The sequence below is a fragment of the Aquimarina algiphila genome (assembly GCF_007489275.1).
In the GTDB taxonomy this organism is placed as follows: domain Bacteria; phylum Bacteroidota; class Bacteroidia; order Flavobacteriales; family Flavobacteriaceae; genus Aquimarina; species Aquimarina algiphila.
Map to the genome: position 1 here is coordinate 1 of NZ_VLNR01000019.1, position 20748 is coordinate 20748.

Here is a 20748-nt window from a genome sequence, read left to right on the forward strand (position 1 = left end):
TGCATGGTTATACTGTTTTTGAAGCGTTCTAATTTTTAAAGCCATTTGTGGCGCAAGATCCTGCACATCTCTTTCTGTAAAATGATAAGAAGTACATAACTGGTCAAGTTGGGCTTTTGCCCTGTTTAATTGCGATTGTAAATCTTCTATTGTTTCCATAATTAGAATTTTACGTTTTTATGATATTGTTCTTTTTGATAGACCAAAATCATAAGGCCTATTAGTATTAATGTCATTACTATAATTGTGAAAATCATATTTTTGGGTTTTAAAAGTTTATTTGTTTTTTTAAATAAGAAGTCATAATTACTTTTCGACCTTTTTTATCAAAAAACCAATCTTGACCTTCTTTAAGTTTACCAGATTTAAGCCATTTATATATTGTATCTGCAGTTTTTATTTTTGGAAAAAAATTACCATCCATAACCTCACCTACAGAGAGAAACTTTTTACGCAAGTACGCAACTTGTTTTCTTGCGATCTCACTTTGTAATTCTGCTTTTGGAGCAACAATTAGATCGTTTTCCCTAAAAAAAACTTTTAGCACCTCTTTAACTTGACCAATCGTTACCGAAGTACTATCAGCAATATCATCTAGTATTTCTTTATTTTTCTTCTCCATTCTTGTCTCTATAATCGTTTTACCAACCTTTTAACCCTTCATTTTTTTTTGATTTCATCAGAATACTTTTTAATAAAATTTATAGCATTCTTTTGAATCTCATCATTATGCCTTATCGTTCTTTCTTTGTGTTCCTCACTTATTCTATAACAAACCCCCGCCAACTTTAAGAGCATAGTTTTTGGAGTTCGGATATTAGATATTCGATTCGGCAAATACCACTTACTACCCCCCATTTCTTTAGCGACAAGCTCCTTTGTGCCTACTGGCATCTTGTTGTATATTGCTAATGCTTCCTGTTGAATGCTCATTTACAAGTATTTTGACAGAATAATTTTCTATTAAACTTATGATCAGAAGTTTTAAAATAATCTTGTATTTGTTTATCTTTTGTTATATTGTACGGCTTTACCGTATTTACATTTGATTTATGTGCAGTAGATTCCATATATTTGTATTGCAATTGTTGTATCGTTATACAAACATAGAGAAATTCTCTAATAAAATTAGAGAATTACCATAATTTAACATTAATTTTAGACTAACACCTTGAATATGAGTGTAAAAAAAAGACTTAAGGAATATATATCTTATAAGAAACTAGCCATCAGACAATTTGAAAATTCAATAAACGCGTCTAATAGCTATGTAAATAGCATATCTAAAAGCATTGGAGTTGACAAACTAGAATCAATAGTAGAGAATTACCCCGACCTTAATTTAAAATGGTTATTAGCAGGCAAAGGTTCAATGATAGAGGATACTCAAAAAGTAAGTCATGAAGATTTAGAAGAATTGACTAAGTTTTTATACGAGAATAATAGTGAATTAATGAAGAATGAAAACTATAGATTATTAATGGAAAAGAATGTTGCTCTATTAAATTTAGAAAAAGAGAAGGAAAACTTATCTAAAGAAGAAGAAGAAATAAAAAAAATGATTAAAGAATCAATAAACAAAAACCAAACATGATTACTTTTCAAATTGCTTTTGTTTAATGATTGAATTATATAAATAATTAATTTCGCTTTCAGAATATTTTCTATTATCATCCTCTAAAACCTCTTTAAATACCTTTAACTCAATTCTTCTTCTTCTCACTTGAGTTACTTCATCCTTAATTTTAGAGATATCTTCTTTAATAACTCTTTTATCATCTCTAGTTAAAACACTTCGCCTAGTTTGCTCCAAATATCTCCTTCTTTTGAATAAATCTATAAATTTCTTTAACATTTAAATTTTGTTTATATTTAATATAGTAGCCTAAACATCCGTTATTAATTCATTGAGATCCTTTTGAAAATCATCAATAGTTTCATCTACATTTTTCACATTATGACTTGATGGAATTGAGGTTTTATGTTTTTCAGCATATTTAGCCTTAATTGACATATTATAAAAATAAGTGGTCTTAACTTTTTCAATGAACCAAAGCTGCTTGTAAATTATATCATCTTTATACGTGTAATATTTAACCAGAAAGTAAACAAAGACACTAAATAATAAAGCTCCAAATAAGATTGCTGCTATATAATTATTTTGCGTAAAGTCTTTTTGTGTAAGGAAAATAAGGTGGATAAACCAAAATCCTGATACCAAGATGCCAGTGAGCGATACAAAATGAAATTTAAAAGTGCTACCTCTTGAAAAATCGTCTTTTAAGGATTTACAGCTGAAGAAAAACAAAGCAATCACCAATCCAAAAACAAATAACCAAAAATGTAAACTAGATCTACCCCTAAAAGAATGCTCCTGAGCTAAACTTCTTCTTACTGATGATATTTTTTTAAGTGAAGGCTCATAGGATGCAAGATGTTGTTTAGCAATAAGTACATATTGATCTGCATTTATTTCTTTATTTTCTAATTGGGTAATGTAGTGAAGTTGTAAACTGTCTAATCTTCTTACCTCTTCTTTATATTTAGGCGCATAATCTAATTGAGCTTTAGATTTTGGCTCTAAGAAAATATGGAATAAAGAAAGTGTAACTACTAGAAAAGCAATTACACCCTTTATAATGGCAAATATTTTAGTACCTATCGTCTTCTCCTGGGTCGATGGTTCCATCGTCTCCCGGGTCGGTGAGCTGTAATTCTGATTCGTAAATTTCTTCATTTAAGTCTGTGGCTTCACAACTACTTACTAATGACATTCCGAATACTATTGCAGATAATACTAATATTTTTTTCATCTTAACTCCTATTTTGGTTTATTACAAAATTAAAATGTATTCCTTCCAAAAAAAAGCTTTTAAAAAAATAGTTAGTGAACGTATTGTTAACAATAGTAATTATATATCATATAAGCGTGTGTTGTTTAATTTTATGTTACAAATATAACCCTCTATTAACATATCTGGTTACGGTAAAACCACAAATTTTTATCAAAAAACACAACTATGATACGGGTTACCGTTATAACTAGCTTTCAATTTTCTGTATTCTGTATTCTTAATGATCTTATATATTTATTTGTAAAAAACACATTTAACAATATAAAAACTTAGAATTCTATATAGATTTTCTAAAAATATGTTTTTCCATAATGGGTAGGATTACCCAAATTTAGAAATAAAATCACAACTAAGAGTTAAATACTTGTAAAAAAAAGTAAATTTATTTTTTTAAAGCATTTGGTTTATTCAGGTATTCTTGTCTATGACTAAGTATACGTAATATGTAAACTATATTTCCTTTTATTAAGTAATGTATAGAATAATTGAACACATTAAAATGTAACTTTCTTACATTTCTATATCGTATCTGAAAAAGATGAGGATTACTTTTTAAATAGCTTATTTGATATAAGAAATCCTCAATAAACTCTCGCTCTAATCCAGATATTTTATAATGGCATATGGCAATTGATAAGTCTTTTTCCGCTTCTTTAGCTACTTGAATCTGATATTCCATTACGATTTAATACTTCTTCTATAGATGAGAATTCAATTTCTTTATTTTCAAAACGATCAAGTAAGTTATCCATCATATCAGTATATTCCTTTGATGGGACTTCTAATCGTTTAACCTGTTGAATAGCTAAGTTTTCTAAATAATTTTTCAAACTACGATTTTGTTTCTTTGCTTCCTTTTCTAAAGCCTTCACTATATCTTCTTTTAGGTGTAACTCTTTTCGTATCATAATATTAAATTATACGTATTAATTGCGTAAATATAACGAATAAATTACAAATTGTATTTACAGAAAATTAGTTTTTAGCAAATGTTACACACTTTATCTCTTTTGATACATCCTTGCGATAAGAAGAATAAATACCAAACATATCTTCATATATAGAAAATTTAATAAGCTTTTTATCATTTAAACTCTCTAGTAAATCATTATTTACATTTTCTATGCTAAAAGTATATCCCATAAAAGAATCTGACTTCCTGAGATCTCTGCTCTCAATCAAATCTACATTTGAAGCAACACCTCTAATTGGTTTTTCTAAATCTTGGAAATAAAAGTTAATAATAACCTCATGATTCTTTATGTATGAATCCTGAAGCCCTAAATAGTTATCAAATATGTTTGACTCGGTATGAAAATTTAAATTATAATCCTGACCATCATATTCAACCGCAAAAAAGACACTAGCTACTCCTTGTTTTTTTCGACTGTCAAAAATTTGTGTTGATGATAAAAATTTTAACTTAGACTTTATAATTTCAGTTCCAGGTACCAGACTATAATTACACTCAGATAATTTAATTTCTTCTAATAAAGTATCGGTTTCTTCTTCTTGAGCAGAACAAGAAAATAAGATGACAGTTAAAAAGGTTAACCATAATAAAAAAATACTAACTTGCTTTTCCATCGATTTGTTATATACGACTGAATTCCTTTGCAAGTGTTTTGCAAGTTTTCTTATTTAACCAAATCTATTTACCTAATAAACAGATTATTATACAAAAATTAACGTTTAGTAGTTGTTAATTTCGTTCAAACAGTTCTATGAATTAATTAAATTTACTGTGAATTAGGGATTACACAGACATAATTAATTAATTTGACCGATATTTTATAACTGTAAATAAATTTGCAGTACTATTAGGTATTTTTAACCAAATACAACTATTTTAGTACTATTAAGACACAAAGATTAAATCCAATGAATAATATACCAAGTGTAGATTTGGCTGATTTTTTATCTGATGATCCATCACGTAAACAAAAATTTGTCAACGAAATAGGAAAAGCGTACGAAGAAATAGGTTTTGTAGCCTTAAAAAATCACTTTTTAAGCGAAATGCTTGTCGAGAATTTATATAAAGAAGTTAAAGCTTTTTTTGCTCTACCCATTGATACTAAAGAAAAATATGAAATTGAAGGATTAGGTGGACAACGCGGCTATACCTCATTTGGGAAAGAGCATGCTAAAGGAAAAAAGGAAGGGGATTTAAAAGAATTTTGGCATTTTGGACAAGAACCGGATGCAGATGCTAACTTAACCGAAGAATACCCTCCTAATGTAACAGTCAATGAACTTAAAGATTTTAATGAAACCGGAATGCAAGCATATCGAATGCTGGAAAAAACCGGAATTTATGTTTTAAGAGCATTAGCTTTATATATCGGATTGGACGAGTATTATTTTGATCATTGGGCCAGTAATGGCAATAGCATATTACGACCTATCCATTACCCTCCAATAAAAGAAGAACCCAAAGGAGCAGTTAGAGCAGGTGCGCATGGAGATATTAATTTAATAACTTTATTAATGGGAGCATCAACTGGTGGACTCCAAGTACAGCGTAAAGATGGAGAATGGATTGATGCCATTCCTCAAGAAGACGAATTGGTAATTAACGTCGGCGACATGCTAGAAAGACATACTAATAATAAACTTCGCTCTACAATTCATAAGGTAATAAACCCTCCCAAAGAACAATGGAGTAACCCAAGGTATTCTATTCCTTTCTTTATGCATCCTAGAAGCGACATGAAATTGAATTGCCTTGAAGAATGTATTACTAAAGATAACCCAAAGCAATATGAAGATATCACAGCTGGTGATTTCTTACATCAGAGATTAGTTGAGATTGGTCTCATAAAAAAATAGTTTCATCACATGGATTTACAAGATCAATTAAAAAATTTATTCCCTGATCATCAACCAGAAAAAGAAGAAATAATTAAGGATGACAAGGATCAAATCTGGATGCAAGAAGATCCTATTATATGCAAGTATGAAAAACGAAAAGGTAAACCTATTACTATACTAGAAGGATATACTGGTGCTGATGAAGATTTTAAAAAACTTGCAAAGGAATTAAAAACTCGATTAAGCGTTGGTGGAAGCTTTAAAAATGATGCTATTATCATACAAGGAGATTATAGAGATCAAATTATGAGTATCCTTAAAGACAAAGGGTTTAAGGTAAAACGTGTAGGAGGATAATAAGCTAACACTAACTATTTTGAGCATAAACACATTACATATTACTAACGGGGATAGTCTTACCCAAAGAATGAAGGAACTAAACCTTGTGACAGGAGATTTTTTAACCTGGCGTGAGATGTTTTGTGAAGGACCAACAGTTATAGAAATAGAAACAGAGCAGTCTATAAAAAAACGGAAAGCTTTTTTAAAAAAATACTATCGAATTGATTCTTCTGAATACGAAGAGAAGTTCATTTCTCAACTAAAAAAAACAGATCAATTAACAACATATGATGAAATAATTTTATGGTTCGAATACGATCTATTTTGTCATATCAATATGATTGCTGCAATTAGTTTATTACTTCGAAAAGGTGTTCACAACATTCCTGTATATTTAGTTTGTAGCGGAAGAATCGAGCATGAAAAAAAATTATTTGGACTCTGTGAATTGCCTGACATACAACTGAAAAAACATTACCAAAATAAAGTCCTTTTAAATGAAGATGACCTAGAGCTTGCTTCTCACATATGGACTTTGTATTGTGAGTCAAAACCTCAAAAAATAGTTGGGCAAATCAAAAAACACTCTTCTTTTGAGTATTTATCAATATGCCTGAGAGCACACTTACAACGCTTCCCAAATATGCTTACAGGTCTTAACGTTTTAGAGCATAACATTCTTGAAATGATAGATCAGTATCAAATCAAAAACATTAAGCAACTCATGGGGTATGCTTTAGAATACCAAGGATATTATGGGTATGGAGATATGCAAATGAAACGTGTACTCGCAAGACTTTTTCAATTTTTAGATCAAACAAAAGATCGCCTCTTACTATCAGAAAGAGGGAAACTGGCATTACAACATAAAAAGAATTTTTATAATACACAGATATTAGATTGGCATTACGGAGGAGTTAAAAAATATGACTACCTATACAACGATGAATCACATACACTCTTAAAATTATAATATGGCAATAGCCGAATCTGAATTAATTCTCAATCCAGATGGTAGTATATACCATCTAAACTTAAAACCCGAGCATATAGCTGACACAGTTATTACCGTTGGGGACCCTGATCGAGTTCCACATGTTACCAAGTACTTTGACAAAATTGAACATAAAGTCAGTAAACGAGAATTTCATACGCAAACAGGAGTATATAAAGGTCAGAGACTTACGGTTATCTCTACAGGTATTGGCACAGATAATATTGATATTGTGTTTAATGAATTAGATGCTTTGGTCAATATAGATTTTAATACTCGAGAAATCAAGAAAAAACATAAAGCATTACAAATAATCAGAATAGGAACTTCGGGAGCTATACAATCAAATATCCCCATAGACAGTTTTATAGTTTCTGAAATAGCCGTTGGATTTGACAGCTTATTACATTTTTATGATAGTCACCATATTCAATCACCAGAAATTTCAACAGCATTAATAAAACATCTCCATTGGGATAAAAACAAATCACTACCTTATACTGTATCATTTGATGAAAAACTTGGAAATCATATGGTAAGTGATTTAGCACATAAAGGGGTTACAGTTACCAATGTAGGCTTTTATGGACCTCAAGGAAGAATTTTAAGGTTGCCTATTCAAGATAAGGAGCTCAATGATAAAATGGCTTCTTTTTCTTATGAAAATAAAAAAATAACCAATTTAGAAATGGAAACTGCCGGCATTTACGGAATGGCTAAACTATTAGGTCACAAGGCAGTATCTATGAACGCTATATTAGCAAATCGAGCTACAGGAGAGTTCAGCCAAAATCCAAAAAAGATTGTTGATGAACTAATACAACATACACTAAATAAGCTGGTAACGATGTAATAAAAAAGGGAAGACCTATATCTTCCCTTTTTTTTAATTCTTTTTCATAAGTATTTAACCAAATAAGATTTTGAGGCTAATTAATAAATTGGTAAGTAACAATACCGCAATAAAGACTACAATCCCATTCTCTAGAGAATTATTTTTTGGTTTTGCAACCTTTACATACGCATTTTTATTTTTTAAAAAATTCTTTTTCATAGCAATATTGTTTTATTTTGGGTTAAAACTTATTCAAATATATTTTTCTCTGGAAAAACAACAGAACAAACATACAAAATAGAATTCATTTTATCGTTAAAAAACAAATAAAATCGATAAAATACACATTTTTCAACTTTTTAAGAGATATGAATACAATCAAAATAGGAGGTGTTCCTGAGCATTTTAATTTACCTTGGCATCTAAGTATAGAAGATAACAGTTATTCGAAAAAAAATATTGATCTAGAATGGACATCTTACCCAGGAGGCACAGGCGCGATGTGTGAAGCACTCAGAAACAAAGACATAGACATTGCCATTATCCTCTCAGAAGGTATTATAAAAGATATTATCGCTGGTAATCCCAGTAAGATTGTACAAACCTATATACAAACTCCTCTAATATGGGGAATTCATGTGGGTGCTCATTCAAAATACACAAATCTTTCTGAATTAAAAAACACGAAAGCAGCTATTAGCCGATATGGTTCTGGCTCGCATTTAATGGCCTATGTAAATGCCGAAAATCAAGGATGGGAAACTTCTGATCTTCAATTTGAAGTTATAAAAAATCTTGAAGGCGCTGTAGAAGCATTAACTAAAGGAAGTGCTGATTATTTTATGTGGGAACACTTTACCACAAAACCTTTGGTCGACAACGGAACTTTTAGGAGAATTGCAGACTGCCCTACTCCCTGGCCTTGTTTTGTGATTGCCGTTAGAGAAGAAATACTTACTTCAAAAAAAGAAGAGATAAAAACTATTCTCGATATTATAAATACTACTACTACAGATTTCAAACATATTCCAAGTATTGATAAAACACTTGCTCTTAGGTATGATCAAAAGCTGGAAGACATCCAAAAATGGCTTCAAATCACAGAATGGAGTCAATCTAACATTAAAAGTGATACACTATTAAAAATCCAAAATCATTTACTTAGTTTAGGTATTATTGACAAAAAATACACCCCAGAAGAACTACTATACAGCATATAAATAGATATATTAACAGTTATTTTGACATTTTTAAGATAATCCTAGTAGGGTTTAATAAAAATGAAACGTTACTAAATAAAGAATCTTTTAAAGAATTAAGATTTAAAATAAAGGATACACTAAATACTTTATCAATATTTAGAAAATAATGAAATATTAAATAACTATATGGGGAGCACACGCTTACATAAAATATTTTTGTACATTTGCCGAGCCTACCCCAATGATATGAACTAATTATTAATGTGCACGCAACCTTTTAAGGTTTCATGTATCTAATAGTTAACTAACAAATCTTTTATGGTAACTTTTTTAATAATATTAGCAGCTCTTGTTACATTTAACTTTATTCTACTTAAGTTAAGTACACATTCAACTGGATCAGACAAAAAGAAATCTGGAACTGAAAAAGTTCAGATTAATTCAATATCTGATCAACCATCAGATAAGTCGGAATCTTCTAAAATACCTAACGCCGCATAAATAAAATTTACCAATTAATTTTATTTTGATTGGTATTTTCTAAATATGCATTAGTCGAGCTAAAGTGTTTATTTCCGAACCAATACCCTCTGTTTGCACTTAATGGAGAAGGATGACCACTGGATAAAACGCAATGTTTAGATCTATCAATTTTAGCTCCTTTTTTCTTAGCATACCCTCCCCATAACAAAAAAACAACATTTTCCTTTTTATCAGATATCTTTTGAATTACAGCATCTGTAAACTTCTCCCAACCTTTATTTTGATGAGATCCAGCCTGATGAGCTCTTACGGTTAATGTAGCATTTAAAAGCAAAACCCCCTGTTTTGCCCAGCGTTCTAAATTAACATTAGATGAAAAAGGTATACCTAAATCAGTTTCAATTTCTTTGAAAATATTAATTAATGAAGGTGGTGCTGCAACTTCATTATTTACCGAAAAACATAAACCATTAGCTTGTCCAACTCCATGATAAGGATCTTGACCGATAATAACCACCTTAACATCATTAAATCCACAATGATCAAAGGCTGCAAAAATCTCAGAACCCTTAGGGTAACATGTATATTGTTTATATTCTGTTTTTACAAAATTTGCTAATTCTACAAAATAAGGCTCTTCAAATTCGCTTTTTAATTCATCATTCCAGCCCTTTTCAATATTTACATTCATATAGTCATTAAAAAATTATTGCAAATGTGTACTTTTGCTTCGTTTTAAAATCGATGGAAGATAACCCAAAAATCGGGTAAAAAAAAGTATGATTCGTATTTCTAAAAAAACACTAGACGATCTTGAATTCAATACTGTTCTCAATCATATTGAAGAACAGTGTAATACTGATTTAGGTAAATCAAAGGCATTGCAAATTGTCCCTTTAAAAACCAAAGAACAACTTCATATAGCTTTGCAAGAAGTATCAGAATATAAAGCTTCTTTCTTAAATGATGCTCGTATTCCTAATCATGGATTTGATAGCATCAACAAAGAGATTCAATTGTTGAGTATAGAAAATACTTTTTTAGAAGCGCTAAATCTAAAAAGACTTATTTCTATAAGTACTACTGTAAATGATTTATTACTTTTTTTTAAAAAATATTCAGAATTATATCCATCTCTTCACAAAACATCTTCACAAGTACAATTAACTAAAGAAATAATTAATCTAATCGAAGTTGTGGTTGACAAATTCGGTGAGATTAAAGATAATGCTTCTCCTACCCTTTTAGGGCTTAGAAGGGAGATTAACAGCGTTCAAGGAAAATTAAATGGAAGTTTTGGTAAAGATCTATCTCGATATAATAGTCTGGGATATCTTGATGAGATTAAAGAAAGTGTTGTAGATAACCGAAGAGTTCTTGCTGTAACTGCCATGTATCGTCGTAAAGTCAAAGGTGCTATTATGGGGAACTCAAAAACCGGAAGCATTGTTTACATAGAACCAGAAGCAACGTTACGGTTTAGTCGGGAACTTAGCAATCTAAAATATGAGGAGCGAGAAGAAATCGTAAAAATATTGAAAAGTCTTACCGATAAATTACGGCCTTTTATAGAATTATTACAAGAATATCAAGAATATCTAAGTGATGTAGATATCGTATCCGCAAAAGCCAAATATGCAGAAAGATTAAATGCTGTTTTACCCAAAATAACCAATGATCGCGAATTAACACTTAAAGATGCCTATCATCCATTATTATATATCAACAACAAAACAAAAGGAGAAAAAACATTTCCCCAGACCATTTCTCTAGATCAAAACAATCAGATCATTGTAATCTCGGGTCCTAATGCAGGTGGTAAAAGTATTACCTTAAAAACCATTGGTTTATTACAAATTATGCTACAGAGTGGTATGCTTATTCCTGTTCATGAATATAGTAGAATGTGTTTATTTGATGTTATCTTAACCGATATTGGAGATAATCAATCTATAGAAAATCACCTTAGTACATATAGTTATCGTTTAAAAAACATGAACTATTTTCTTCGAAAATGTAACGATAGAACTTTATTTCTTATTGATGAATTTGGTACAGGAAGTGATCCTGAACTAGGAGGTGCTTTGGCTGAAGCTTTTTTAGAAGTTTTTTATGAAAAAAAATCTTTTGGAATCATTACAACGCACTATGCAAATTTAAAAATGCTTGCTAATGAGTTACCAAATATGAGTAATGCCAATATGTTGTTTGATGCAAAAACCTTAGAACCTCTATTCAAGTTATATCTTGGTGAAGCAGGAAGTTCGTTTACATTTGAAGTCGCACAAAAAAACGGAATTCCTTATAGCCTAATTAATAAAGCAAAGAAAAAAGTAGAAAGAGGCAAAATTCGTTTTGACAAAAGTATTGCCAATCTTCAAAAAGAAAGATCTAAATTACAAAAGACAACTTCTACCCTTAAAACAAAAGAACAAAAGACTGAGGAAGAAAAAGAACGTTTAGAAAAGATCAATGATCGTATCCAACGTAAACTCGAAAGTTATCAGGAATTATATGATAGTAATCAACGTATGATATATTTAGGTCAGAAAATAGATGATTTAAACCAAAAATACTTTAACAACAAGAAAAAAAAGGAACTCATTAATGAATTTATAAAAATCGTTGAAGTAGAAAATTCCAAACGAAAAAAACAAAGCTCCAAACAAAGACACATAGAAAAAGTAAAAGAACAAAAGGTAGTCAAAGAAGTAAAAGAAAAGGTTAAAGTCATTAGGGAAAGAAAAAAAGAAGAGAAAAAAAAGGAAGAAAAAATACTTGAATCAAAACCTAAAATTACTTTGAAAATTGGTGATAGAGTACGAATGATTGATGGCAAATCTGTAGGTACAATTGACACTTTAGAAAAGGGAAAAGCAGTAGTGAATTATGGGATTTTCACCACCAATGTTGCCGTCGATCAATTAGAATTTGTAGAACGAAAAAAGAAATGATACCATAACCTATCTAAAGTCATTCTCCTTGTTAAAGTATCCTTAAACCACAATCCTGAGAATTTTATCTTTATATATTTGGATTTATTAGTTAAAAATTGCTACCATAATCATGCGAAAATTACTTCTTGTAATCAGTATTAGTATTACATTCCCTCTTCTTGCCATAGCGCAACAACCTAAAAAACCCAATGCAGTAGAAATTCATGAAGCTATTAAAAAACTTAACTTTTTAGGTTCTGTATTATATGTTGCAGCTCATCCAGATGATGAAAACACAAGACTTATTTCCTATATGTCAAATAAGGTAAAAGCGCGTACAGCTTACTTATCACTGACTCGTGGTGATGGAGGTCAAAACCTTATTGGTCCAGAAATAAGAGAATTACTAGGTGTAATTAGAACACAAGAATTATTAGCTGCACGAAGAACAGATGGAGGAAGCCAAATGTTTTCACGGGCAAATGATTTTGGATATTCAAAACATCCCGACGAGACTCTTGCCATCTGGGATAAAAAAGAAGTACTAAGTGATGTAGTATGGGCAATGCGTAAATTCAGACCAGATGTAATTATTAATCGTTTTAACCATAGAACCCCTGGGTCAACACATGGTCATCACACCTCTTCTGCAATGTTAAGTGTTGAAGCTTTTGATTTGGTTGCTGATAAAACTGTATATCCTAATCAATTAGAACATGTAAGTACATGGCAACCTAAACGGTTATTTTTTAATACTTCCTGGTGGTTTTATGGAAGCAGAGAAAATTTTGAAAAAGCAGACAAAACTAATTTATTAGATTTTGAAACTGGAGTGTATTATCCAACATTAGGCCTTTCTAATCCAGAAATTGCTTCTTTAAGTAGAAGTCAACATAAATCTCAAGGGTTTGGAAGTACAGGTACCAGAGGAAGTCAAACAGAATATATAGAATTAATAAAAGGAGAATTACCAAAAGACAAAACCAATATTTTTGAAGGAATTGATACTTCCTGGAATCGCGTTAAGGGAGGCAAAGCTATAGGTGATATTCTATATGAAGTTGAAAACAGGTTTGATTTTAATAACCCTTCTGCTTCAATTTCACAATTAGTAAAAGCATATCAATTAATAGAACAATTAGAAGATACTCATTGGAAATCAATTAAATCCAAAGAAATAAAGGATATTATAGCAGGTGTTTCTGGTCTCTATCTAGAGGCAGTTTCAAAAGAATCTAATGCTACAAGAAACAGTAAGATAACAATAGACATTGAGGCTATTAATCGTAGTTCGGCTCCAATTGCATTAAAATCTATAAAAATTGCAACATTAGGGATTACAGAAACTCCCGGAATCAGTTTAGAAAACAATATAAGAAAAACGTACAAATTAGATGGAAAAGTTACTGCAGATGCCAAATACACCAGTGCGTATTGGTTGAAAGAAAAAGGTTCATTGGGAATGTATACTGTTACTGACCAAAAATTAATTGGTACACCAGAAACGAATCATCAAATTAAGGCAGTTTTCAACATTGAAATTAATGGAGTTGCTATCGCATATGAGAAGGATATCGTTTTTAAAACTAATGATCCTGTAAAAGGTGAAGTATACAAACCTTTTGAAATTATCCCTGCGGTTTCTGCAAGTATTAAGGATAAAGTTATCATTTATGCAAATGGACCTTCAAAACAAATTCCTGTAGCTATAAAAACAGGAGCGCCTAATATTAGTGGTGTCGTTTCTCTTTCTTACCCCGAAGGTTGGCAAGTATCACCTGAAACAATAAACTTTAGTTTAACCCAAAAAGGAGAGGAAAAAACCGTTGTTTTTACATTAACTGCTCCTAAAAATCAAAGCGAGGGATATATTTCACCAAAAGTTAAGGTAAATGGAACCACATATAGTAATGAAATAGTTACTATATCATATGAACATATTCCTGAACAAACTGTTGTAATGCCTTCTGAGACTAAAGTTGTTCGTTTAGATATACAAAAGAAAGGGCAAAATATAGGATATATAGAAGGAGCAGGTGATGTTGTTCCCGAGAGTTTAAGACAAATTGGGTATAAAGTGACTACTATAAACCCTGAATCCATATCGGCAGAAGCATTAAAATCATTTGATGCCATTGTTGTGGGAATTAGAGCTTATAATACTATAGATCAATTAAAATTCAAGCAAGAGCATTTATTAAATTATGTAAAAAATGGAGGAAATCTTGTTATTCAATATAATACAAACCGAAGATTAAAAGTAACTGACAATCTAGGTCCTTATCCTTTAAAATTATCTAGAGATCGGGTAACCGATGAAAATGCAAAAATTACATTCTTAGCACCAGATCATCAAGTTTTAAACTCACCAAATAAAATTACTTCCGAAGATTTTAATGGTTGGGTACAGGAACGTGGATTATACTTCCCTAATGAATGGTCAAAAGAATATACTGCAATCCTTTCGGCTAATGATAAAGGAGAGTCAGAAAAGAAAGGCCCTTTATTAGTTGCAAAATACGGAAAGGGATATTATGTATATACTGGATTAAGCTTTTTTAGAGAATTTCCAGCAGGAGTATCTGGTGCATATCGTCTTTTTGCTAATATGTTATCATTAGGAAAATAAGCATCAAATTACAACCATAAAATTAAGAAAAATTGATATGGAGGAAACAACAAAAAAAGCAAAATGGAAAAAATTGTATACAGCAGTACTTATTGCTAATGCAATTTATATTATACTGTTCTATCTCATTACAAATATGTATTCATCATAATTCTCTATTAAGAGCAACTTCATCAATTCAAACTAATTTAATCAATCAATTTTTATGCAAACCGTCGATTGGATCGTACTACTAGGAACTTTATTATTCATTGTATTATATGGAGCCTGGAAAACAAAAGGCAGTAAAAATGTAAAAGATTACATACGCGGTGGTAATGATGCACACTGGTGGACCATAGGATTATCTGTAATGGCCACTCAAGCAAGTGCTATTACTTTTCTTTCTGCTCCTGGACAAGCTTTTCATGATGGTATGGGGTTTGTTCAATTTTACTTTGGGGTACCTATTGCTATGATTGTAATTTGTATGGTTTTTATTCCTATTTATCATAGATTAAATGTTTACACAGCATATGAATATTTAGAAAGTCGGTTTGACCTAAAAACAAGAAGTCTAACTGCTATTTTATTTTTAATTCAAAGAGGTTTAGCTGCAGGGATAACTATTTTTGCTCCCGCCATCATATTATCATCTGTATTAGGATGGGATCTCACTACTTTAAATATTATAATTGGTATTTTAGTTATTATTTATACTGTTTCTGGAGGAACCAAGGCTGTTAATATTACTCAAAAACAACAGATGGGTATTATTTTTATTGGTATGCTGATTGCTTTTTTTATTATCATCAGTTATCTCCCCGAAGGAATTACCTTCTCTAATGCTCTTGATATTGCAGGTGCCAGTGGTAAAATGGAAATTCTTGATTTTTCTTTCGACCTTGATAATCGATATACATTTTGGAGCGGAATTATTGGAGGAACATTTTTGGCCCTCTCCTACTTCGGGACAGATCAAAGTCAAGTACAACGATATTTAACCGGTAAATCTATCAAAGAAAGTCAACTTGGACTATTGTTTAATGGCCTCTTAAAAGTACCAATGCAATTTTTCATTTTGCTTGTTGGTATTATGGTATTTGTTTTTTATCAGTTTAATGCGTCTCCTCTTAATTTTAATCCTAAAAGTAAAGAAGCCATCACAAACTCTCAATATGCAGAGGAGTACACTCAATTAGAAAATAAGCTTTCAGAAATTCATGATTCAAAAGATGCTATAATCAAAGGATATCTTGCAGATCAAGAATCTGGAAACACAAAAAATGCAGGTCATAAAAAATTAATTCAAGAGCTTAACATTTCAGAAAAAGAAACTCGTGAAGCCGCAAAAGAACTAATAAAAAAAGCAGATGTAACGGTTGAGACAAATGATAAAGATTATGTCTTTATTCATTTTATATTAAATAACCTCCCTAGAGGGTTAATAGGACTCTTACTTGCAGTTATTCTATCAGCAGCTATGTCTTCTACAGCTTCAGAACTCAATGCTTTAGCTTCTACTACGGCAATTGATCTGTATAAGCGAAATGTAAAGCAAGAAAAAAGCGAGCAACATTATGTATCTGCTTCAAAATTTTTCACACTAACCTGGGGTCTTTTAGCCATCATAGTAGCATGTTTTGCTAGCTTATTTGATAATCTAATTCAATTAGTAAATATTATTGGTTCTATATTTTATGGCAATGTATTAGGAATATTCTTATTAGCATTCTTTATAAAATTCGTAAAAAGTAACGCCACCTTTATAGCCGCATTGATTACCCAAATAGTAATCATATTTGTATGGTGGCAAGATTGGCTTCCATTTCTCTGGCTTAACGCCCTTGGTTGTGGTATAGTAATGTTATTAGCCATAATACTTCAATTATTTATTCCAACAAATAATACACCTACACACGAATAATTAAAAAAGTAAAAATTAATGATGAAGAACTGACTCTGTCAAATACGAAGAGAATTTTTTTTCGAAAGTGTTGTATTTTTTCATAACACTATTAATTTCATCACCTATTTCTATTGAAAAACGTACAGCAGATTCCTCAACTAATAATTCGATTTTATCAACTGCTTGCTTTAATTTATTTCCGCTGTCATTGAGTTCCAAATATTGCTCATGCATATCAGGAGTACAGGGTTCACAACGATAAGAATGTAATTTAGAAAGTGTTCTGGACACTTCACTTTTTAAAAGATTTAATCTTGAAGAATGTGGTTGTCTGCTTGAACGTGTTTTTGTAAAGTTTTGGGTTTTCATAAAGGTCAGGTTTTAATTAGAGAGTTCTCTAAATATAGAGAAATGAAGTTAAAAAACCTAGCAAAAAACCCTCATTATAAGATATTTACATTTACTTCAAAAAAAATAAAACATAATTACGCTAAATTAAAAAAAAGAAAGTTTCGTGCAAGTTTTAATACAAAATCTTCAAATTCTTATTCTTAAAAATCAATACGCAATAAATAAAAATAAAGTGAAGTGTTTTAATTATTTTTGAACTTAATTAGATTAATATAAAAATCATACAAGTAAAGATATGAGTATAAAATGGGGAATTATTGGTTGTGGAAAAATAGCACATAAATTTGCAGAAGATTTAATCACGATTCCTAATTCAGTATTACATGCTGTTGCAAGTCGTGATCTGGTAAAAGCCAAAGACTTTGGAAAGACCTATGGTGCGTTTAGTTGTTATGGAAGCTATGAGGAATTGGTATTAAACCCTGATGTTGACGTTATATATATTGCCACTCCTCATGTTTTTCATTTTGAAAATACTTTAATGTGTCTTCATCATAAAAAAGCGGTTTTATGTGAAAAACCATTTGCCATGAATATTGCTCAAGTAACAGAGATGATTACTGTAGCAAAAGAAAATCAAGTATTCCTTATGGAAGCACTCTGGACCTACTTCCTTCCCCATTATCAATATGTATTAGATCTTGTAAAATCTAAAGAATTAGGTGCTATTAAGAGCTTAAAAGCAGATTTTGGTTTTGTTAGTAGTTTTGACCCTAATGGTAGAATGTTTAATAAAAAATTAGGAGGAGGAAGCCTTCTTGATGTTGGTATCTATCCTTTATTTGCCGCATTAAGTATTTTAGGATATCCTGAAGAAATCGATGCCAAAGCAACCTTTGGAGAAACAGGTGTTGATGATACCTGTTCTATGCAACTTCATTATAAAGACAATGTAACCGCATCCTTATTCAGTGCAATAACACAACAAACCAACACAGAAGCAATTTTAGAATTTGAACAAGGAACGATTAGTATTAATAGCAGGTTTCATGAACCTTCTTCTGTTTCTATCACCAAAAATGGAACTACAAAAACGATTGAATTTCCTGGAGATACCAATGGTTATAGTTTTGAAGCTATACATGTACAGGAAATGTTAGCACAAAATCGAATAGAAAGCACAGTAATGACTTTTGAAAAAAGTCTTCAACTCATTAAACTATTAGACAGTGTCAGGAACAAAATCGGATTACACTATGATTAAAACAGAAATATATTTATACCATATCAATACCCTGTTTTCAGGGTATTTTTTTTTACGGAAAATCGTGATTAATGACATGATAAAATATTTCATATTTGTTTGACCGGTTTGAAACAAGGATATATTCAAACTGTCCGTATCAAAAAATAATATATCATGTCAAAAAAGACTATTCTCACATTATTCATTTGCTTTACATCATTAACTATATTTTCACAAAAAGAAAATTTTACTGGGATATGGAAAATGTCATTACCTCAAGACTATGAAGAAGTAGAAATGAAATTTTGGAATACTTTATTCTTCCTGGACACAGGAAAAGTTTTTATTGATGGTCAAGAAATGTTTTGGGAGTACAATTCAAAATTAGAACGATTATATTTTAAAGAATCGTTGGATGCTAAAGAAGATGGAAATTATTATGAAATTCTGGAGCAATCTAAAAATCAAATGCAGTTTAATAAACCTGGAAAGCGAGGCAAGTGGATTCTTAACCGAATTACAAAAAGAGAAGAGTTCGTCGGTCACTGGAAGATACTTAAAGAATCAGAATCTGAATTTACAAACATATGGATGGATTTATCTATTAATGGCAATGTTAGTATTGGAAACATAGGTGAACAAGAAACTTTATACAAAAGTCAATGGAAATTCGATCCTCAAAGTAATATCTTAAGTATTAACATACCATTTCTAAAAAACCAAAAAGTTGATGTTATTTTATATCGAGGAGAAAAAGGGGTAAAAACACAATTAGGTGTTAAAAACAAAGAATATCATGCTTTATTCGAAAGAGAAGCTCATCCTAAACAATCCATTAAAAATGATCCCTCAAAAACTATCAACAAATCAAATATAGTTGGCACCTGGGAGGTTACAAAAATTATTGAAAACAATCGAGTATTAGTTTCTCATTCAGGAGAACAATATCAATTTGAAACTAATGGAGCCTTAAAATTAGTTATCAATGGAACTGAAAAGAAAGCTTTTTGGGAATATAATGCAGAAACTCAAAATATAACAATTTTTGAAAAAAAAGAGAATACAAAACAAAAATTGGCTGCATTTAAAATAAATAAAGTGTCTAATACACAAATGATCATTTCTGAAGGTAATCGTATGGCTCATATGGAGTTTATAAGATAAAAGCAGGAACTAAAAAGACCAAATTTAGTAATTAGTGCTAAAAACGTCCCAACTCTTCAAAAAAATATGGAAGATATCCTCTTCTTATAGTTCATATAGATTAAAAAAGCGTTCCGAAAATACGGAACGCTTCTTAAATGATTTGTGTGTGAAAAAGAGTGTTTATTTAGCTCCCCACTCTGCAAGGGAGTCTTTATTTAATTTTACATAGTCAGCATTTCCTGCCTTCTCTGCTAATTCTAACGAAGTTTTAGCTGCTTTTATTGCCCCCGCTTTATCTCCTCCTTTAGCATAGATCAAAGATTGTTGTCTATGATACCAAAAAGCAGGCTCTTTACGAATAGAAATTGCTTTCTCTATATGCTCTATAGCTTTAGCAACATCTCCAGTCTCTTTATAGAAAGTAGCCGCCTGATAATGATCTCCATCAGTAGGACCAGCCATAGTTTTCTCAATACTAGCAACTGTTTGTGCCTTTGCAGGAGTTTCTATAGTAATTGCAGCTTCTGTATTTTCCCAAATAAAATTCATAACTGCAGAATCCATTTTAAAATCACTAAACATGATTGTAAATGTCTCTACATTCATCGGGATGGTATTTGCTTTTACTGAAGTTTTTGCTGCTACTTTTGTATCATCCCATTTTCTAGGAGTTCCCCAATTGTTAGCATCACTATAAAAAATTACCTCCCAAGTCTCTTTACCTGGTTTTGTAAAAATGGCATAAGTTCCTTTTTTAAGTTCTTTACCTCCAACTTTTACATCATCACCAAAAGTAATTTGAGTATTTTTATTAGCCCCTGTTCTCCAAAGTTTGTCATAAGGTACTAAATTTCCAAAAATAGCTCTTCCACGCATACTTGGGCGTGAATATTCTACAGCAACATCTGTTAATCCTATGACCTGTTCTATTTTAGAAGTAGGACTCGGTTGTGGTGCTTTTACCTGAGCTTCAATCCCTAAAGATAGTAAAGCCGCAGAAAGAAATAAGACAATCTTTTTCATTGTG

Annotated in this window: 23 protein-coding genes; 11 read left to right on the forward strand and 12 right to left on the reverse strand. The window is 30.8% G+C overall.

Annotation, left to right across the window (positions count from 1 at the left end):
* Positions 1-268: 268 nt before the first annotated feature.
* Positions 269-622: a hypothetical protein gene (locus FOF46_RS10795; RefSeq protein ID WP_143916469.1), complete on the reverse strand. Its 354-nt coding sequence runs from the start codon at positions 620-622 to the stop codon at positions 269-271.
* A 38-nt stretch (positions 623-660) separates the two neighbouring features.
* Positions 661-933, reverse strand: a complete 273-nt coding sequence (locus FOF46_RS10800) for a hypothetical protein (protein ID WP_143916470.1) — start codon at positions 931-933, stop codon at positions 661-663.
* A gap of 244 nt (positions 934-1177) precedes the next feature.
* Between FOF46_RS10800 and FOF46_RS10805 the strand changes: the two genes are divergently transcribed.
* Positions 1178-1594, forward strand: coding sequence for a hypothetical protein (locus tag FOF46_RS10805; RefSeq protein WP_143916471.1), 417 nt, complete (start codon positions 1178-1180; stop codon positions 1592-1594).
* On the opposite strand, the gene FOF46_RS10810 is transcribed toward FOF46_RS10805, so the two are convergent.
* From FOF46_RS10810 to FOF46_RS10830, 6 genes are all read right to left on the reverse strand, one after another.
* The gene (locus tag FOF46_RS10810) at positions 1595-1855 is read right to left on the reverse strand and encodes a hypothetical protein (protein ID WP_143916472.1); all 261 of its coding nucleotides are present in this window, start codon (positions 1853-1855) and stop codon (positions 1595-1597) included.
* A gap of 30 nt (positions 1856-1885) precedes the next feature.
* On the reverse strand, positions 1886-2689 hold the full coding sequence (locus tag FOF46_RS10815) for a hypothetical protein (protein ID WP_143916473.1): 804 nt from the start codon (positions 2687-2689) through the stop codon (positions 1886-1888).
* A complete protein-coding gene (locus FOF46_RS31480; RefSeq protein WP_167571793.1) occupies positions 2652-2813 on the reverse strand; it encodes a hypothetical protein in 162 nt (53 codons plus the stop codon). The genes FOF46_RS10815 and FOF46_RS31480 overlap by 38 nt, the downstream gene beginning before the upstream one ends.
* Positions 2814-3237: 424 nt before the next feature.
* Positions 3238-3534, reverse strand: coding sequence for a type II toxin-antitoxin system RelE/ParE family toxin (locus FOF46_RS10820; protein ID WP_143916474.1), 297 nt, complete (start codon positions 3532-3534; stop codon positions 3238-3240).
* A complete protein-coding gene (locus tag FOF46_RS10825; protein WP_143916475.1) occupies positions 3509-3763 on the reverse strand; it encodes a hypothetical protein in 255 nt (84 codons plus the stop codon). Before FOF46_RS10825 ends, FOF46_RS10820 begins: the two co-directional genes overlap by 26 nt.
* Before the next feature lie 67 nt (positions 3764-3830).
* Positions 3831-4442 (reverse strand): hypothetical protein, encoded by a 612-nt coding sequence (locus tag FOF46_RS10830; protein ID WP_143916476.1) that lies wholly within the window; start codon positions 4440-4442, stop codon positions 3831-3833.
* A 294-nt stretch (positions 4443-4736) separates the two neighbouring features.
* On the opposite strand from FOF46_RS10830, the gene FOF46_RS10835 reads away from it, so the two are divergent.
* From FOF46_RS10835 to FOF46_RS10850, 4 genes are read left to right on the forward strand one after another with little or no spacing between them, the layout of a single operon-like run.
* Positions 4737-5687, forward strand: coding sequence for an isopenicillin N synthase family dioxygenase (locus FOF46_RS10835; protein WP_109437714.1), 951 nt, complete (start codon positions 4737-4739; stop codon positions 5685-5687).
* Between the two features lie 9 nt (positions 5688-5696).
* On the forward strand, positions 5697-6026 hold the full coding sequence (locus FOF46_RS10840) for a translation initiation factor (RefSeq protein ID WP_109437715.1): 330 nt from the start codon (positions 5697-5699) through the stop codon (positions 6024-6026).
* 19 nt (positions 6027-6045) lie between these two features.
* On the forward strand, positions 6046-6984 hold the full coding sequence (locus tag FOF46_RS10845; protein ID WP_109437716.1) for a DUF1835 domain-containing protein: 939 nt from the start codon (positions 6046-6048) through the stop codon (positions 6982-6984).
* Position 6985: 1 nt separating this feature from the next.
* Positions 6986-7858 (forward strand): nucleoside phosphorylase, encoded by an 873-nt coding sequence (locus FOF46_RS10850; RefSeq protein ID WP_143916477.1) that lies wholly within the window; start codon positions 6986-6988, stop codon positions 7856-7858.
* A 54-nt stretch (positions 7859-7912) separates the two neighbouring features.
* On the opposite strand, the gene FOF46_RS31485 is transcribed toward FOF46_RS10850, so the two are convergent.
* Positions 7913-8059, reverse strand: coding sequence for a hypothetical protein (locus tag FOF46_RS31485; RefSeq protein WP_167571794.1), 147 nt, complete (start codon positions 8057-8059; stop codon positions 7913-7915).
* 149 nt (positions 8060-8208) lie between these two features.
* Here FOF46_RS31485 and FOF46_RS10855 point away from each other — a divergent pair, with 149 nt between their 5' ends.
* Complete coding sequence (locus FOF46_RS10855) at positions 8209-9060, forward strand: substrate-binding domain-containing protein (protein ID WP_109437718.1); 852 nt, start codon at positions 8209-8211, stop codon at positions 9058-9060.
* Between the two features lie 490 nt (positions 9061-9550).
* Here the strand turns inward: FOF46_RS10855 and FOF46_RS10860 are convergent, their stop codons facing one another.
* Positions 9551-10216 carry a uracil-DNA glycosylase gene (locus FOF46_RS10860; RefSeq protein WP_109437720.1) on the reverse strand — a complete coding sequence of 222 codons (666 nt, stop codon included), beginning with the start codon at positions 10214-10216 and terminating at the stop codon, positions 9551-9553.
* 88 nt (positions 10217-10304) lie between these two features.
* Between FOF46_RS10860 and FOF46_RS10865 the strand changes: the two genes are divergently transcribed.
* The 3 genes from FOF46_RS10865 to FOF46_RS10875 all read left to right on the forward strand — a co-directional run bounded on the left by FOF46_RS10865 (position 10305) and on the right by FOF46_RS10875 (position 16996).
* Positions 10305-12479, forward strand: a complete 2175-nt coding sequence (locus FOF46_RS10865) for an endonuclease MutS2 (protein ID WP_143916478.1) — start codon at positions 10305-10307, stop codon at positions 12477-12479.
* A gap of 112 nt (positions 12480-12591) precedes the next feature.
* Positions 12592-15090, forward strand: coding sequence for a PIG-L family deacetylase (locus FOF46_RS10870; protein ID WP_143916479.1), 2499 nt, complete (start codon positions 12592-12594; stop codon positions 15088-15090).
* 205 nt (positions 15091-15295) lie between these two features.
* Complete coding sequence (locus tag FOF46_RS10875; RefSeq protein ID WP_143916480.1) at positions 15296-16996, forward strand: sodium:solute symporter family protein; 1701 nt, start codon at positions 15296-15298, stop codon at positions 16994-16996.
* Positions 16997-17011: 15 nt separating this feature from the next.
* Here the strand turns inward: FOF46_RS10875 and FOF46_RS10880 are convergent, their stop codons facing one another.
* Positions 17012-17347 (reverse strand): hypothetical protein, encoded by a 336-nt coding sequence (locus tag FOF46_RS10880; RefSeq protein ID WP_109437724.1) that lies wholly within the window; start codon positions 17345-17347, stop codon positions 17012-17014.
* Positions 17348-17624: 277 nt separating this feature from the next.
* Here FOF46_RS10880 and FOF46_RS10885 point away from each other — a divergent pair, with 277 nt between their 5' ends.
* On the forward strand, positions 17625-18593 hold the full coding sequence (locus tag FOF46_RS10885) for a Gfo/Idh/MocA family protein (RefSeq protein ID WP_143916481.1): 969 nt from the start codon (positions 17625-17627) through the stop codon (positions 18591-18593).
* Between the two features lie 156 nt (positions 18594-18749).
* Entirely contained in the window at positions 18750-19739 is a 990-nt protein-coding gene (locus FOF46_RS10890; RefSeq protein WP_143916482.1) for a hypothetical protein, read from the forward strand.
* 162 nt (positions 19740-19901) lie between these two features.
* Here the strand turns inward: FOF46_RS10890 and FOF46_RS10895 are convergent, their stop codons facing one another.
* On the reverse strand, positions 19902-20744 hold the full coding sequence (locus tag FOF46_RS10895; RefSeq protein ID WP_143916483.1) for a DUF2911 domain-containing protein: 843 nt from the start codon (positions 20742-20744) through the stop codon (positions 19902-19904).
* Positions 20745-20748: the final 4 nt, after the last annotated feature.

Coding starts and splice junctions, on each gene's coding strand:
- FOF46_RS10795 (WP_143916469.1), bottom strand. CDS start 622: ATGGAGAAGAAAAATAAAGAAATACTAGATGATATTGCTGATAGTACT.
- FOF46_RS10860 (WP_109437720.1), bottom strand. CDS start 10,216: ATGAATGTAAATATTGAAAAGGGCTGGAATGATGAATTAAAAAGCGAA.
- FOF46_RS10870 (WP_143916479.1), top strand. CDS start 12,592: ATGCGAAAATTACTTCTTGTAATCAGTATTAGTATTACATTCCCTCTT.
- FOF46_RS31480 (WP_167571793.1), bottom strand. CDS start 2,813: ATGAAAAAAATATTAGTATTATCTGCAATAGTATTCGGAATGTCATTA.
- FOF46_RS10810 (WP_143916472.1), bottom strand. CDS start 1,855: ATGTTAAAGAAATTTATAGATTTATTCAAAAGAAGGAGATATTTGGAG.
- FOF46_RS10815 (WP_143916473.1), bottom strand. CDS start 2,689: ATGGAACCATCGACCCAGGAGAAGACGATAGGTACTAAAATATTTGCC.
- FOF46_RS10865 (WP_143916478.1), top strand. CDS start 10,305: ATGATTCGTATTTCTAAAAAAACACTAGACGATCTTGAATTCAATACT.
- FOF46_RS10800 (WP_143916470.1), bottom strand. CDS start 933: ATGAGCATTCAACAGGAAGCATTAGCAATATACAACAAGATGCCAGTA.
- FOF46_RS10820 (WP_143916474.1), bottom strand. CDS start 3,534: ATGGAATATCAGATTCAAGTAGCTAAAGAAGCGGAAAAAGACTTATCA.
- FOF46_RS10875 (WP_143916480.1), top strand. CDS start 15,296: ATGCAAACCGTCGATTGGATCGTACTACTAGGAACTTTATTATTCATT.
- FOF46_RS10835 (WP_109437714.1), top strand. CDS start 4,737: ATGAATAATATACCAAGTGTAGATTTGGCTGATTTTTTATCTGATGAT.
- FOF46_RS10885 (WP_143916481.1), top strand. CDS start 17,625: ATGAGTATAAAATGGGGAATTATTGGTTGTGGAAAAATAGCACATAAA.
- FOF46_RS10880 (WP_109437724.1), bottom strand. CDS start 17,347: ATGAAAACCCAAAACTTTACAAAAACACGTTCAAGCAGACAACCACAT.
- FOF46_RS10825 (WP_143916475.1), bottom strand. CDS start 3,763: ATGATACGAAAAGAGTTACACCTAAAAGAAGATATAGTGAAGGCTTTA.
- FOF46_RS10855 (WP_109437718.1), top strand. CDS start 8,209: ATGAATACAATCAAAATAGGAGGTGTTCCTGAGCATTTTAATTTACCT.
- FOF46_RS10840 (WP_109437715.1), top strand. CDS start 5,697: ATGGATTTACAAGATCAATTAAAAAATTTATTCCCTGATCATCAACCA.
- FOF46_RS10890 (WP_143916482.1), top strand. CDS start 18,750: ATGTCAAAAAAGACTATTCTCACATTATTCATTTGCTTTACATCATTA.
- FOF46_RS10850 (WP_143916477.1), top strand. CDS start 6,986: ATGGCAATAGCCGAATCTGAATTAATTCTCAATCCAGATGGTAGTATA.
- FOF46_RS31485 (WP_167571794.1), bottom strand. CDS start 8,059: ATGAAAAAGAATTTTTTAAAAAATAAAAATGCGTATGTAAAGGTTGCA.
- FOF46_RS10895 (WP_143916483.1), bottom strand. CDS start 20,744: ATGAAAAAGATTGTCTTATTTCTTTCTGCGGCTTTACTATCTTTAGGG.
- FOF46_RS10805 (WP_143916471.1), top strand. CDS start 1,178: ATGAGTGTAAAAAAAAGACTTAAGGAATATATATCTTATAAGAAACTA.
- FOF46_RS10830 (WP_143916476.1), bottom strand. CDS start 4,442: ATGGAAAAGCAAGTTAGTATTTTTTTATTATGGTTAACCTTTTTAACT.